General features: G+C 54.2%; 14 protein-coding genes. 11 read left to right on the plus strand and 3 right to left on the minus strand.

The genetic code is table 11. From position 1 onward, the window contains the following. Positions 1-41: 41 nt before the first annotated feature. From ACMHXE_RS01435 to ACMHXE_RS01455, 5 genes are all read left to right on the plus strand, one after another. Positions 42-1337 (plus strand): adenylosuccinate synthase, encoded by a 1296-nt coding sequence (locus tag ACMHXE_RS01435; RefSeq protein ID WP_100143079.1) that lies wholly within the window; start codon positions 42-44, stop codon positions 1335-1337. A gap of 113 nt (positions 1338-1450) precedes the next feature. Further along, on the plus strand, positions 1451-2071 hold the full coding sequence (locus ACMHXE_RS01440) for a tetratricopeptide repeat protein (RefSeq protein ID WP_101054897.1): 621 nt from the start codon (positions 1451-1453) through the stop codon (positions 2069-2071). A gap of 45 nt (positions 2072-2116) precedes the next feature. Next, positions 2117-4531: a ribonuclease R gene (gene rnr / locus ACMHXE_RS01445; protein WP_101054899.1), complete on the plus strand. Its 2415-nt coding sequence runs from the start codon at positions 2117-2119 to the stop codon at positions 4529-4531. Then, positions 4532-5269, plus strand: a complete 738-nt coding sequence (gene rlmB, locus ACMHXE_RS01450) for a 23S rRNA (guanosine(2251)-2'-O)-methyltransferase RlmB (protein ID WP_025886866.1) — start codon at positions 4532-4534, stop codon at positions 5267-5269. Between the two features lie 69 nt (positions 5270-5338). Beyond that, the gene (locus ACMHXE_RS01455; RefSeq protein WP_157822675.1) at positions 5339-5845 is read left to right on the plus strand and encodes a hypothetical protein; all 507 of its coding nucleotides are present in this window, start codon (positions 5339-5341) and stop codon (positions 5843-5845) included. A 26-nt stretch (positions 5846-5871) separates the two neighbouring features. Here ACMHXE_RS01455 and ACMHXE_RS01460 read toward each other — a convergent pair whose 3' ends face one another. Further along, on the minus strand, positions 5872-6615 hold the full coding sequence (locus ACMHXE_RS01460) for a YdiY family protein (RefSeq protein ID WP_100143083.1): 744 nt from the start codon (positions 6613-6615) through the stop codon (positions 5872-5874). Between the two features lie 205 nt (positions 6616-6820). Between ACMHXE_RS01460 and rpsF the strand changes: the two genes are divergently transcribed. The 4 genes from rpsF to rplI are packed head-to-tail and all read left to right on the plus strand — an operon-like array spanning position 6821 to position 8258. Beyond that, positions 6821-7222 carry a 30S ribosomal protein S6 gene (rpsF, locus tag ACMHXE_RS01465; protein ID WP_025009342.1) on the plus strand — a complete coding sequence of 134 codons (402 nt, stop codon included), beginning with the start codon at positions 6821-6823 and terminating at the stop codon, positions 7220-7222. 8 nt (positions 7223-7230) lie between these two features. After that, the gene (gene priB, locus ACMHXE_RS01470) at positions 7231-7536 is read left to right on the plus strand and encodes a primosomal replication protein N (protein WP_101054908.1); all 306 of its coding nucleotides are present in this window, start codon (positions 7231-7233) and stop codon (positions 7534-7536) included. 11 nt (positions 7537-7547) lie between these two features. Next, positions 7548-7775 carry a 30S ribosomal protein S18 gene (rpsR, locus tag ACMHXE_RS01475; RefSeq protein WP_025009344.1) on the plus strand — a complete coding sequence of 76 codons (228 nt, stop codon included), beginning with the start codon at positions 7548-7550 and terminating at the stop codon, positions 7773-7775. 30 nt (positions 7776-7805) lie between these two features. Further along, the gene (rplI, locus tag ACMHXE_RS01480; RefSeq protein WP_025009345.1) at positions 7806-8258 is read left to right on the plus strand and encodes a 50S ribosomal protein L9; all 453 of its coding nucleotides are present in this window, start codon (positions 7806-7808) and stop codon (positions 8256-8258) included. 284 nt (positions 8259-8542) lie between these two features. On the opposite strand, the gene ACMHXE_RS01485 is transcribed toward rplI, so the two are convergent. Next, positions 8543-10744, minus strand: a complete 2202-nt coding sequence (locus tag ACMHXE_RS01485; RefSeq protein WP_101054910.1) for a S46 family peptidase — start codon at positions 10742-10744, stop codon at positions 8543-8545. A 130-nt stretch (positions 10745-10874) separates the two neighbouring features. On the opposite strand from ACMHXE_RS01485, the gene dnaB reads away from it, so the two are divergent. Further along, positions 10875-12281, plus strand: coding sequence for a replicative DNA helicase (dnaB, locus tag ACMHXE_RS01490; RefSeq protein ID WP_025009346.1), 1407 nt, complete (start codon positions 10875-10877; stop codon positions 12279-12281). Positions 12282-12349: 68 nt separating this feature from the next. Further along, positions 12350-13426 carry an alanine racemase gene (gene alr, locus ACMHXE_RS01495; protein ID WP_101054913.1) on the plus strand — a complete coding sequence of 359 codons (1077 nt, stop codon included), beginning with the start codon at positions 12350-12352 and terminating at the stop codon, positions 13424-13426. Positions 13427-13482: 56 nt separating this feature from the next. Here alr and ACMHXE_RS01500 read toward each other — a convergent pair whose 3' ends face one another. Further along, positions 13483-13950 (minus strand): chemotaxis protein CheX, encoded by a 468-nt coding sequence (locus ACMHXE_RS01500; protein ID WP_101054915.1) that lies wholly within the window; start codon positions 13948-13950, stop codon positions 13483-13485. Positions 13951-13967 lie beyond the last annotated feature (17 nt).

Below are 13967 nucleotides of genomic sequence, written 5' to 3' on the forward strand. Positions count from 1 at the left end.
TCTGTTAGAATCCTGCTTTAACCGCAACCTTGCAGCAAACAATGGGCAAAAATGTAGTTGTTCTCGGCACTCAATGGGGTGACGAGGGAAAAGGTAAGATTGTCGACCTTCTGACCGAACAGGCAAAATTCGTAGTCCGTTACCAAGGTGGCCACAACGCTGGTCATACTCTGGTTATCGATGGTGAAAAAACCGTTCTTCATCTGATCCCCTCAGGCATTCTGCGCGATAACGTCAAGTGCATTATCGGCAACGGCGTAGTTTTGGCGCCCGATGCTCTGATGAAAGAGATCGGCATGCTGAAAGAGAAAGGTATTCCGGTAGAGGAACGCCTACTGATCTCTGAAGCTTGTCCTCTGATCCTTCCTTTCCACTGTGCGCTGGATATCGCTCGCGAAAAAGCGCGTGGCAATAAGGCTATCGGTACTACAGGACGCGGCATAGGCCCGGCTTATGAAGATAAAATTTCCCGTCGCGGTCTGCGCGTAGGGGATCTCTTCAATCCGCAGCTATTTGCCGAGAAGCTGAAAGAAGTGATGGCCTATCACAACTTTATGCTGACAGAGTACTATAAGTGCGAAGCCGTTGATTACCAGAAGACTCTGGATGAAGCGCTGGCACTGGCAGACTACCTGAAAGGTCTGTGTGTGGATGTCACCGAATTGCTGGATCAAGCCCGCAAGAATGGCGACAACATACTGTTCGAAGGCGCTCAGGGCACATTGCTGGATATCGACCACGGTACTTATCCATTTGTAACCTCTTCCAACACTACAGCGGGTGGTGTGGCAACTGGTTCAGGATTCGGCCCTCGTCATCTGGACTATGTCTGCGGCATCATCAAGGCTTATACCACCCGTGTGGGTGCCGGTCCATTCCCGACTGAACTGGAATGTGAAATCGGCGATCACCTGGGAACCAAGGGCCAGGAATTTGGTGCGACAACCGGTCGTAAGCGTCGTCCGGGTTGGTTGGACATAGTGGCTATGCGCCGCGCGGTTCAGATCAACAGTATCAGTGGTTTCTGCCTGACCAAGCTCGACGTTTTGGACGGCTTGAAAGAAGTGAAGCTCTGCGTAGGCTATCAGCATCCAGACGGTACTGTGTCCAATGTGACTCCGCTGGCAGCAGAAGGCTACGAGCATGTCACTCCTGTGTATGAAACCATGCCAGGCTGGAGTGAAAACACCTTTGGTGCCACTTCTCTGGAGCAACTGCCACAGGCAGCAATCAATTATATCAAGCGGATTGAAGAACTGCTGGAAACACCTGTCGATATCATCTCAACCGGGCCAGACCGGAATGAGACCATGATTCTGGTGAATCCATTCAGTTAAGTAAAAAGGCCGCCTAAGCGGCCTTTTTCGTTTATGGGGCTTACACTGTTTGCCCTTAAGAATTGGGTTATACTGCCGATGAAAAGACAGTCTATTTGTCATCAGGACAGCTTATGTTGCGTATAGCCCTATTACTCTTGTTGGTAACCAGTGCCAATGTGTTGGCCGAAGAAACCAAGGCCGTGGATATCTACAGCCAGGAACAACTGCTGGAGCTGATTCGCAGCAAGCAATACCTGACCCGGGTCAAAGCCGATGACTGTCAGTTGGTACAGGATATTGAGGCGCGCGCCGAAGTGCTCAAGCAGCCGTTGTACCAGTACCTCTGGGGTGAGATGCTTAATTTCGGCATCTGCGTCAAGGCCAATCCACCCAGAGGAATATCGCTGCTCAGGGATGCCGCCGAGCAGGGCAGTGCCGAAGCCATGGTGCGCATTGCCGAGTATTATAAAGATGGCAAGTTTGTACTGCAGGACAAAGAACGTTCGGTGCAGTACCTGTTACCCGCTGCCGCCAACGGTGACCTGCCGGCCAGAATGATGCTGGTCGAGCTGTTTGCCAAGGGTTATGGCAGCCCAAGGGATTATGTCTTGGGGTATCACTGGCTCTACAACCAGGTGTTCAGCGATGAACAGACCCAGCAAGACGCCAAAAGATTATTGCAGCTGTTAGCGGCTAAAATGCCCGCCAGTCAGGTGGAGAAGGCCAAAAAGGAACATCTGCAAAGCCGTTAATTAGCTTGTCGCACTGGATGCGACAACGAAAAAATTGGAAATTGAATGATAAAAGATCCTCATTTTGAGCGAGAACAAGATAAGTACGACAACCCCATCCCCAGCCGGGAATTTATATTGGAATATCTGCGCTCGCAGACCTCTCCCCTGAATCGTGAGCGGATCGCCACGGCCCTCAACATCTCCGACGAAGAACAACTCGAGGCGCTGCGGCGTCGGCTGCGTGCCATGGAACGCGATGGTCAGCTGGTATTTACCCGTGGCCAGTGTTATGGCCTGCCGGAGCGGATGGACTTGATCCAGGGCACTGTGCTGGGCCACAGAGATGGCTATGGCTTCTTCCGTCCAGATGAAGGCGGCGATGACCTGTTTATCAACCATGGTGACATGCTCAGATACTTCCATGGCGACAAGGTGTTGGCGCAGAAGGCTGGAGTCGATCGCAAGGGGCGCCGCGAAGCTCGCATAGTGCGCTTGGTCGCCGAGCGAACCGCCGCTCTGGTGGGGCGTTTCCATGTCGATTGCGGCATGGCCTTTGTTATCGCCGATGATAAGCGTATTACCCAGGAAATATTGATAGACAACGCCGATCGCAACGGCGCCCGTCAGGGCGATGTCGTGGTGGTAGAACTCACCCGCAGGCCGGGGCGCTATGTCAAAGCCGCCGGTAAGGTGGTCGAGGTGCTGGGTAAAGAGATGGCACCGGGAATGGAAATAGAGATTGCCCTGCGCAACTATGATCTGCCCCATACCTGGTCTGCCGCCATCGAAAAGAAACTGCGCAAAATATCCGATGAAGTGCAGGAACAAGACAAGGTAGGGCGGGTCGACCTGCGACAACTGCCCTTGGTCACCATAGACGGTGAAGATGCCCGCGACTTTGACGATGCCGTCTATGCCGAGCGCAAGCGCAGTGGCGGTTGGCGCCTGTGGGTGGCCATTGCCGATGTCAGCTATTATGTGCGTACTCAATCGGCACTGGATCAAGAAGCCCGTGCCCGAGGCAACTCTGTGTACTTCCCGTCACAGGTGATCCCCATGTTGCCGGAAAAGCTCTCCAACGGCCTGTGTTCCCTGAACCCGGGAGTTGACCGTCTCTGTATGGTGGCCGAGATGACAGTGTCGGCGGCGGGTAAGTTGTCCGGCTACAAGTTCTATCCGGCGGTGATGCATTCCCACGCCCGCTTCACCTATACCCAGGTGGCGGCCATGCTGGAAGGCGAAGAAGGCCTGGAAGAGCATAAGCCTTTACTGCCGCACCTCAAGGTGTTGCAGGAGCTGTATCTGGCGCTCGATAGCCAGCGGGCCAACCGTGGCGCCATCGCCTTTGAGACGCTGGAAACCCAGTTCATCTTCAATGAGCAGCGCAAGATAGACAAGATAGTGCCCAGAGCCCGTAACCAGGCGCACAAGATCATCGAAGAGTGTATGATCCTCGCTAACGTGGCGGCGGCTAAGTTTGTCAAAAAGCACAAGGGTGAAGTCCTCTATCGGGTGCATGAAGCGCCATCCGAGCAGAAGCTGACTCAGTTCAAGGAGTTTCTGGCTGAGCGAGGGCTCTCCATGGGCGGCGGTCTCGAACCCGAACCCAGTGACTACCAGGCTCTGATGGAAAAAGTACAGGGTCGCGCCGATGCCGAACTCATTCAGGTGATGTTGCTGCGATCCATGCGCCAGGCGACTTACACACCGGACAATGAAGGCCACTTTGGTCTGGCGCTGGAGGAGTATGCTCACTTTACTTCACCCATTCGTCGTTATCCTGACTTAGTGTTGCACAGGGTGATCCGTTACCTGCTCGCCAAAGAGCGTGGCGAAGCGAGCGATAAGTGGACCCCGGACGGCGGCTATCACTATCAGCTCGATGAGCTGGATCAGCTTGGCGAAGAGTGTTCCAACACTGAGCGCCGCGCCGATGAAGCCACCCGTGACGTCTCCGACTGGCTCAAGTGTGAGTTTATGCAGGACCATGTGGGTGACACCTTCGATGCGGTGGTGGCTTCCGTCACCAGCTTCGGGCTGTTTGTGCGCCTCAATGATTTGTTTATCGACGGCTTGGTGCATATCTCTACCCTGGGCAGCGACTACTTCCAGTATGATCCCATGCGCCAGCGCCTGATAGGTGAGCACTCAGGGCAGATCTACCAGATTGGTGATGCTGTGACGGTCAAAGTCGCCTCGGTCAATCTGGACGACAGACAGATAGACTTGCTGATGGTGGACGAAGAGGGCCGCAGCCAGCGCCGTAAAGGCCGCAGCAAGAGTAAGCCGCTGACCGCACGGGAAAGGGTCAATATTGAAGGAGCCCGCCGCTCGGCCAAGGCACAGAAGCCGGCAGGTAAAGGGAGCGCAAAGTCTAAGTCCACAGGCGCATCCGCCAAGAGCAAATCAACCAAGGCTGCCGGCAACGCCGGGGCGAAAAAGCCCAAGGCAGCCAAACGAGTCAAGAGAAAGAAGTAAATGAAAAAACAGGAACTGGTGTTTGGCATTCACGCGGTCGAGTCTTTGCTGAAACACGCTCCGGAGCGGGTGCTGGAAATGTGGCTGCTCAGTGGTCGTCAGGATGACAGGGTCAAGCCCTTGTTGGAGATGGCGGCTCAGTGGGGCATTCGCGCCCAGCAGGCGTCCCGCAAGACACTGGATGACAAGGCTGAAAGTACTCAGCATCAGGGGATCATCATCCGGGTGCGTCCGGCCAAGGTCTTGACCGAAAACGATCTGGAAGCCTTGCTGGACAAGACGGACTCGCCATTTTTGTTGATCCTGGATGGTGTCACAGATCCCCACAATCTGGGGGCCTGTCTGCGAAATGCCGATGCGGCCGGGGTTCACGGCGTCATAGTGCCCAAAGACAACTCAGTGGGGCTGACGCCGACCGTCAGCAAGGTGGCTTGCGGCGCGGCCGAGACAGTGCCGCTGTTTCAGGTGACCAACCTGGCGCGTACCATGAAGCGTTTGCAGGAAAGGGGGGTGTGGATTGCCGGCACCGCAGGCGAGGCCGACAGCACCCTGTATCAGGCCGACCTCAAGGGGGCTCTGGCCATTGCCATGGGCGCCGAAGGCAAGGGGCTGAGACGCCTGAGCCGCGAAAGTTGCGACACCCTGATCTCTATTCCTATGGCGGGCAGTGTCTCCAGTCTGAACGTGTCGGTGGCGACCGGTATCTGTCTGTTTGAAGCCGTGCGTCAGCGCCTCTAACTGCCGAATATGGCAGCCTCTCTTGAGAATACGGGCCATGAATTGTATAGCAGTGCCGGCCCGTATCTCATGCAACTGCAACAAGGCTATCTGGGTGAAATCTATGGCATGGCGTTCTTCGAGCGCCTCGGTCGGGATTATCATTTTCAGGTAACCGAGAGCCAGTTAACAGAAATCCACTTAACTGAAAGCCACTTAATAGAAAGCCAAGCCGTGTTTTCTCTACTGTTCAAGGTGGAGCAATATACTGCCAAGGCTTTGCTGAAACTGCTGCCTGAGCTGGCGAGTCTGAATGAGGCGTTGTTGGAGCAAGTGCGCATGCAGGCGCAGAAAGAGGTGGACAGTTGGCTTAAGCTTCCCTGGCATGAACTGCTTGCGGCGTTGTGCCTCTGGGTCGAACCTTACCAGCAAAAATATGCCAAGTGGGCGGATGATGCCGAGAGCAACTCTGAGTACGGCGCAGCCTTTCGTCTGTTGGAGCGGCATGAAACCGCCATCTATCTCTACTTGCAGGCGCTTGAGCGCGGTGAAAAGCGCGCCGCGTTAATCCTGGAGCGTTTTCTTGGAGCTCTTTAGTTGAAAGAGCTCTTCAAGCGCGGGAGTTACTGGAAGGTATAGAGCAGGTTGAAGGTGGTGATGGTATCTGTCTGTTTACTGCCTTCTGGCACCACTTCTGTATATTTGACGTTGAAGCCTATCTTGAAGGCCCAGTCCTGAAACAGGGTGTTTTTATAGCCCATATCCAGTGCCAGAGTATTGTTATTTTCGCCCACCTCGGCGGTCAGGTCGGCAGTGAAACTGGTGTACTCGTGGATCTTCTGTTCAAACTTGGCCGCGGTCCGTAGGATCACATCTTTCTCGGCCACAGGATCCGGCGCCGCGTCAGTTTCTATCGGCATGTTGTATCGGTAACCAGGGCCGACTTCGAGACTCAACTTGGTACGGCGGGTGCTGATGGCATCGAAACCATAACCGCTGGAAACCGTGTAGATCTCTGTGTAGGAACCGAACTTGTCCCAGATGAATTCACCGCGGCCAAAGATATAGCCGCCGTTGAGTTTGTAGTTGGACTGCAGTTGCAGATTGTACTTCTCGGCAGTGGTTTTTTCAGAGTCAGAGGCGAAATAGGCCTTGAGGGTTCCTTCCTGCTTGGCGTTTTCCGTGTCGTAAACCAACTTGGTACGACCGTTGAAACTGCTTGAGTCTGTGTTACCTGTGTTGAGTTGAAAGCCGGCCTCAATCTCAGCGGTGAAGTCGCTTGGAGGCTCGCGATAATCCGGAGGCACCAAGGCCCACGCCGAAGTCGGTAGCGCAAACAATAACGCCAATACAGAGGATCTTGTCATTATTCTTATGTCTTTTGCTGTGACTGCCATAAATTTAGCGTCACATAATACCTGCTCATGGGGCCGAGGCAAAGTTATTGCTTGAGTTTACCGCGGCCTTTATGTACTATTTCGCGCCTAATTCAGTCACATTAATTTTCGTTCCTTGCCTCAATTTGGTCTGACTGAGCCAACAACGAGGCTAGATAACCGTAAGGAGCACTAAATGCGTCATTACGAAATCGTATTTATGGTTCACCCTGATCAGAGTGAACAAGTACCAGGTATGATTGAGCGCTACACAGGTGTTATCACCGAAGCTGGCGGTCAAATCCATCGTTTGGAAGACTGGGGTCGTCGCCAACTGGCTTACCCAATCCAGGATCTGCACAAGGCTCACTATGTTCTGATGAACGTTGAGACCACTGCAGAGTCTGTTGAAGAGCTGGAAACTGCTTTCCGTTTCAACGACGCCGTTCTGCGTAGCCTGGTGATGCGCACTAAAGCTGCCATCACTGAAGCATCTCCAATGGCCAAAGCTAAAGACGAGCGCGATTCACGTCGCAGCGCCGTTAGCGAAAAAGCTGCTGAAGAAACCCAAGAAAACGCTGAAGCAAGCGCTGAGTAAGTTTTTCTGTGACCACCAATCACTTGGTGTTGTCCGGTACCGTCATTCGGTCCAGACACTTTGATAGCCCGGCTGGAATACCTCACACGGTAGTTCAACTGGAACACAGGTCGCAGCGTTTCGAGGCCGATTTGCCCAGAAACGTCTACTGCCAACTTCAAGTGATATTGAGTGGTGAACGCTTCAAGAGCGTAGCAGACAAGCTGAAAGCGGGTGTGGATATCCAAGTCAGTGGTTTTCTGGCTCTACAACAGAGTCGCAATGGCCAAAGCCGACTGGTGTTACACGCCGAAAATGTCGAATTGAAAAATTAGGAGACTGTCAAATGGCACGTTATTTCCGTCGTCGTAAGTTCTGCCGTTTCACTGCTGAAGGTGTTACGGAGATCGATTACAAAGATATCGCTACTCTGAAAAACTACATCACAGAAAGCGGTAAGATTGTTCCAAGCCGTATCACTGGTACTTCTGCCAAGTATCAGCGTCAACTGGCTCGCGCTATCAAGCGTGCTCGTTATCTGTCACTGCTGCCATACACTGATCTGCATCAGTAATCGGCACTGTTCTAGCTAGAGGAATTGATAATGAACGTTATTCTGCTTGATAAAATCGCAAACCTGGGCAACCTGGGTGACCAGGTATCAGTTAAGGCCGGTTACGCTCGTAACTACCTGCTGCCAAAAGGCAAAGCTGTTGTTGCCAACGCTGAGAACGTAAAAGTTTTCGAAGCTCGTCGTGCTGAGCTGGAAGCCAAGCTGGCTGCCGACCTGGCCGCTGCCACTGCTCGTGCAGAGCAGATCTCTGCTCTGGAAGCGGTTGTTATCGCTTCTAAAGCCGGTGACGAAGGCAAGCTGTTCGGTTCTATCGGTACCCGTGACATCGCTGACGCAGTAACTGCTGCCGGCGTTGAACTGGCCAAAGCCGAAGTACGTCTGCCACTGGGCGCTCTGCGCACTACTGGCGACTTCGAAGTTGAAGTTCAGCTGCACACTGAAGTAAAAGCTGTAGTTAAAGTAACTGTTGTTGCTGAAGCTTAATCCCGGCTTTTACTAGAAGAAACACCGCCTTCGGGCGGTGTTTTTTTATGCCTGTTTGCTGGCCGGGGCCGACGGTTTTTCCCCTTTCTTCTCCGCCTGCTAATGCCAAACTTAAGCACACTGTCACTTACCCACAGTTACTGGCACACTTTCACTACCACACTGACATTGATTGAGTATTGGCTATCTCGGCAGTCCCGCTCCTAATTTGATTACCGATAACAACAGAGACAAAAACACCCGCCGGGGCGGGTGTTTTCAAGGGTATTGCAGACTAGTGGCTATCAGTTGCGCACCAGTTCCAGCTCTTTGAGCAGGTTGTCGGCATGATCCACTTCATCCATCATCCACAGAATGTAGCGGATATCCACGTGCACGGCGCGGGTGATGGTGGGGTTGAAGTACCAATCTTTGGTGATGGCTTCATAGGTGGAGTCAAAGTTGAGGCCAACCAGCTCGCCCTTGCCGTTAAACACAGGGGAGCCTGAGTTGCCTCCTGTGGTATCTACGCTGGAGAGGAAGTTAACCGGTACAGAGTTGAACTCGGCCGGGTTATCCAGACAGGAGAACAGGCGGCACAACCAGCTGCGGGGATCCTGATACAAGTGCTGCACCTTATGCTCGCCCAGTCGTCCCTGCTTGATGGCATCAAGCAGCTTCTGCGGTGCATTGTAGGGCTCGACACCTGTGTGCTTGGCGACTATGCCTTCCAACTTGGTAAAGGGTTGCTTGTAGAGCGCATCACGGGACTGATAGCCATCGACCATACCATAGCTGATCCTTAAGGTGCCGTTGGCATCCGGATAGACAGGCTTACCCATGGCCTTGTTATAGGCAATGATCGCCTTCATGTAGGCGGGGCGGGCGATGGACAGCTTACCGGCCAGTTCCTTGTCGGCTTTTTCCTGCGCCATATTGGTGTCGTACAGGGTCACTGCCATGCGAATGAAGGGATCGCTGCTGCTCTCGAAAGCTTCCGGCTTGGCCTGCATCCAGTTGAGGCGTTTCTCTTGGTCGGTCAACTCGGTCAGGGCATACATGCCTTCGAGCTTGTCGCCCAGGCTGATTCCTTGCTCGGGTGTCAGCAACTGGTCCATCACGGCGACCCGGTTATCCTGCGCCAGGTAGGCGTCGATATCCATTTGCCACAGTGTCTTGTCGACGCTGATATCGAAGCTGGAGTCAAGTCGCTTGAGACGGGCGGCGAACATCTTCATGTCACGCTCTTGATAACCCGCTTCGCGCTCGGCATCCGGTTTTTGGTTTTCTTTGGCCAGGCGATAAAGCTGCTTGGCGGCGCCGAGCAGGGCACTGGATTGAGCGTTGTCAAAATAGTAGCTCTGCTGATACTTGTGCTGTTGCTCGGTCAGCAGTTGTTCGAGCTCACTCAGTTGCGCCGTCAGCGGCTGTGCGTCTTTATCTTTGGCCAGCCAGTCGCGGAAGGCATTTTCCTCGACCTGCTTGATAGCGGCAATATCAGTGGCGTGGAAGCCATCCAACAAGCCGTTGAGTTTTTTCATCCGGTTGGCCATGCCGGCCAGAGTACCGGCATACTTGATGGCGATATCCTTGTCGGAAGCGCCCATACCCTCAATGGTGTCGATTCTGGCCTGATAGCGGGCGGCTTGAGTCGGGTAGAGCCAGTCGCTGGCGAATCTCAACTCTGAGGTCAGGCGGTAGCGGCTGGTTGAACCCGGGTAACCGGCCACAAATACGCCGTCACCGGCCTTGACGCCATCGGCATTGACCTTGAGGAAGCTCTTGGGCTGATAAGGCACGTTATCCTCGGCATAGGCCGCAGGCTTGCCATCCTTGCCGACATAGGCCCTGAGGAAGGTAAAGTCGCCGCTGTGGCGAGGGTATTCATAGTTATCTATGTCGCCACCGTAACCGCCAACACTCTCGGGTGGCGCATAAACCAGGCGCACATCGCGAATAATCAGCTGTTTGATCAGGTAGTATTCAAGTCCATTGTGGAAACTACGTACTGAGCAACGGTAGTTGTCGTCGGCTTCACACCCTTTGACCAGCGCCTTGCTGTTGGCCTGGATGGCTTCATAACGCGCCAGTGGCTCGGTCGGCAGATTGGCCGTTATCTTATCAGTGACATCTGTGACCGCCTCGGTGACATAGAGGCGCTCGTTGGGGCCGGCCGAAGGCTCCAGGCGTTGTTCTTTGGCCAAAAAGCCGTCGGCCAGATAGTTGTGTTCTTTGGTGCTGTTGTATTGGATACCCCGATAGGCACAGTGATGGTTGGTGACAACCAATCCTTGGGGTGAGACGAAACTGGCGGTACAATAGCCGAGGCCCACCACGGCGTTCATGGGGTACTTTCCGAGATCGGCCAGTTGCTCTGCCGGGATGGCGATGCCGCGCTCACTGAGCTTGTCGGCAATAGAGGGCATTTGGTAAGGTTGCCACTGCCCTTCATCGGCTATGGCGAGGCCAGAGGTCAGCGCCAAGGCTGCAGCCAATGCATTGCGCATGTTCATTCCTTATTTATTGTTAGTGTCCGTTTGGATATGAAAAACAGGTGATTGTAGGTGTAAAATTCCTGTTCTGATTGAACCGGGTTTTATATCACATTTTGCCTGATTGTTGGAGAGTTGGAGATTTATGCAACAGCAAGGTGCCTTTAAGGCCAAAGACAAGCGAAGAGACGTCCAGGTTGACGCGCTCAAGCTGCCTCCCCATTCCATTGAGGCGGAGCAATCCGTGCTCGGGGGACTGATGCTGGATGCAGAGGCCTGGGACAAGGTGTCCGAGGCCGTGGTCAGAGAAGACTTTTACTCCCGTTCCCACAGGCTGATTTTCGGTGCCATGCAAAAGCTGGTAGAAAACGGCCAACCCATAGATTTGATTACGGTTTCAGAACAACTGGAACTGACTGACGAGCTGGAAGATGCCGGTGGTTTTACCTATCTGGGTGAGATCGCCAAGAACACCCCCAGCGCCGGTAATATTCTCTCCTACGCCGAAATCGTGCGCGAGCGTGCCGTGGTGCGGGAGATGATCCGGGTAGCACATGAGATTGCCGATGCCGGTTATAATCCTGAGGGACGCGATTCAGGCGCCTTGCTGGACTTGGCCGAAACCAAGGTGTTCAAGATAGCCGAGCAGCGCGCCAACGCCAACGAGGGCCCGGAGGGGATCAAGACCATCCTCGAAAAAACCGTCGACAAGATTGAGCAGCTGTACAACAACCCGCACAACGGTGTGACCGGGGTATCCAGCGGTTTCTCCGATCTGGATAAGATGACCGCAGGTTTCCAATCCGGTGACCTGATCATTGTCGCGGCCCGTCCTTCCATGGGTAAGACCACCTTTGCGATGAACCTGTGTGAATATGCGGCGCTCAATGAAAACAAGCCAGTGCTTATTTTCAGTCTAGAGATGCCCTCGGAACAGATCATGATGCGTATGCTGGCGTCGCTTGGCCGGGTAGATCAGACCAAGATACGTACCGGCCAGCTGGATGATGATGATTGGGCGCGGGTGTCCTCTACCATGGGGATCATGCTCGAGCAGGGCAAGATGTATATCGATGACAGCTCGGGCCTGACGCCGACCGAAGTGCGCAGCAGGGCCAGGCGTATCGCCCGGGAATACGGCGGTCTGTCTATGATCATGGTCGACTACCTGCAGCTGATGCAGGTGCCGGCGCTGGCCGATAACCGGACCCTGGAAATTGCTGAAATCTCACGCTCGCTCAAGGCCTTGGCCAAGGAGCTGGAGATCCCGGTGATCGCTCTGTCGCAGCTGAACCGCTCATTGGAGCAAAGGGCCGATAAGCGCCCGGTAAACTCTGACTTGCGTGAGTCCGGCTCTATCGAGCAGGATGCGGACCTTATCATGTTTATTTATCGTGACGAGGTGTATAACGACGATTCGCCCGATAAAGGCACGGCAGAGATCATCATAGGTAAGCAACGTAACGGCCCCATCGGCCGGGTCAGGCTGACTTTCCAGGGGATGTTCTCCCGCTTTGACAATTACGCCGGTCCGCAATTTGAAGAGGACTAAACCTCTGCGGACGGTTTTCCCGGCGCGGCCAGAGAGCGCGCCATCCAATCCAAGATTGAAGGTAAGCTTTGAAACCCTTTCCCAGAGCAGAGATTAGCAGCCGGGCGCTGCAACATAATCTGGCCAGGCTGCGTGAGATCGCGCCCGCCAGCAAAGTTATTGCTGTCGTCAAGGCCAACGGCTATGGCCACGGCTCGCTGAACGTGGCCAAGAGCCTGAACAGTGCCGACGGCTTCGGTCTGGCGCGGCTCGAAGAAGCGTTGGAACTCAGGGCCGGTGGTGTAACGGCCAAGCTGTTGTTACTCGAAGGTTTTTTTCGCAGTACTGAGTTGCCTCTGCTGGTTGAGCATGACATAGACACTGTGGTGCATCATAACTCGCAGTTGCAGATGCTGGAGCAGGCCAAGCTGAATAAGCCGGTAACTGTTTGGCTCAAGGTCGACAGCGGCATGCACAGATTGGGTTTTCGCAGCGACGAGTTTAGCGATGTGTATCAGCGGCTGCTGGATTGCCCGCAAGTGGCTAAGCCCATCAATCTGATGACCCATTTCGCCTGTGCCGATGAGCCGGACAATGACTATACCCGCAAACAGTTGGAGCATTTCAACCAGCTCACCGCCGGGTTGGATGGTGACCGCAGTCTGGCCAACTCGGCCGGTGCCCTCTACTGGCCCAGCAGCCAGCAAAATTGGATCCGCCCGGGTATCGCCCTCTATGGAGTGTCGCCTGTGGTCGGTGACAGAGGCGCCAACCACGAATTGCAACCGGCCATGAGTCTGGTGTCACAGCTGATAGCCGTGCGTGAGCACAAGGCCGGGGAGAGCGTGGGTTACGGGAGTTTTTGGCGCTCATCAAGAGATACCCGCCTCGGCGTGGTGGCCATAGGTTATGGTGACGGTTATCCACGCAATGCTCCCGAAGGCACGCCTGTGTTGATAAATGGTCGCCGGGTGCCTGTGGTTGGCAGGGTGTCCATGGATATGCTGACTGTGGATCTGGGGCCGGATGCCCGGGACGCGGTCGGTGATGACGCCCTCTTATGGGGCCCGGCGTTACCGGTAGAAGAGGTGGCGGCTCATATCGAAACCGTGGCTTATGAACTGGTGACCAAGTTGACTCCCAGAGTGGCCGTCTGCCTCGATTGAGTGAGTCATGCCATTGAGTTGGCAAACAATAAAGGGCGCCTCGGCGCCCTTTGTCATTACTGATCCTCGAAACAGATCTCTATGTAGGCCGAGCCCTTGGGTGCGACAAAAGGCATGATGATCTTCTTGCCCTGGGCCTGATGGGAAATCTTGTGACCTATGCCGGAAACCACCACAGGGGTGGCCATTTCAAACTCATAGCCCTTGTCCGACAGCAGGTTCTTGGCGCCGCCGGTCACCATGTTGGTGATTTCCCCCACCAGATCTGTCACTTCTTCATTGATATTGCCGGGATTCTCTCCCAACATATTTTGCATTATCTCCAGGATCAGTCCTTGTTCAAAGGTGATTGACAGCGACCCTTTGGTCTGAGGGCCCACCATACCGATAAGCCCGGAGACATCACCTTTGGCCAGGTTGTCTGTCTTGAGTCTGGGCTTGCCCGGGGTCAACTGCATATTGGCCATGGTGGAAACTACGTTGAGGAGTGACTGGAGAAAGGGATTGATAAAAGTGACATTCATGCCGGATTTGTTCCTCT

Source organism: Shewanella sp. BJSY2023SW007 (genome assembly GCF_047314525.1).
GTDB classification, from domain to species: domain Bacteria; phylum Pseudomonadota; class Gammaproteobacteria; order Enterobacterales; family Shewanellaceae; genus Shewanella; species Shewanella chilikensis.

Bases quoted from the DNA above. Each gene is read 5' to 3' on its own strand.
- ACMHXE_RS01435 (WP_100143079.1), top strand. From the start codon at position 42: ATGGGCAAAAATGTAGTTGTTCTCGGCACTCAATGGGGTGACGAGGGA.
- ACMHXE_RS01440 (WP_101054897.1), top strand. From the start codon at position 1,451: ATGTTGCGTATAGCCCTATTACTCTTGTTGGTAACCAGTGCCAATGTG.
- rnr (WP_101054899.1), top strand. From the start codon at position 2,117: ATGATAAAAGATCCTCATTTTGAGCGAGAACAAGATAAGTACGACAAC.
- rlmB (WP_025886866.1), top strand. From the start codon at position 4,532: ATGAAAAAACAGGAACTGGTGTTTGGCATTCACGCGGTCGAGTCTTTG.
- ACMHXE_RS01455 (WP_157822675.1), top strand. From the start codon at position 5,339: ATGCAACTGCAACAAGGCTATCTGGGTGAAATCTATGGCATGGCGTTC.
- ACMHXE_RS01460 (WP_100143083.1), bottom strand. From the start codon at position 6,615: ATGACAAGATCCTCTGTATTGGCGTTATTGTTTGCGCTACCGACTTCG.
- rpsF (WP_025009342.1), top strand. From the start codon at position 6,821: ATGCGTCATTACGAAATCGTATTTATGGTTCACCCTGATCAGAGTGAA.
- rpsR (WP_025009344.1), top strand. From the start codon at position 7,548: ATGGCACGTTATTTCCGTCGTCGTAAGTTCTGCCGTTTCACTGCTGAA.
- rplI (WP_025009345.1), top strand. From the start codon at position 7,806: ATGAACGTTATTCTGCTTGATAAAATCGCAAACCTGGGCAACCTGGGT.
- ACMHXE_RS01485 (WP_101054910.1), bottom strand. From the start codon at position 10,744: ATGCGCAATGCATTGGCTGCAGCCTTGGCGCTGACCTCTGGCCTCGCC.
- dnaB (WP_025009346.1), top strand. From the start codon at position 10,875: ATGCAACAGCAAGGTGCCTTTAAGGCCAAAGACAAGCGAAGAGACGTC.
- ACMHXE_RS01500 (WP_101054915.1), bottom strand. From the start codon at position 13,950: ATGAATGTCACTTTTATCAATCCCTTTCTCCAGTCACTCCTCAACGTA.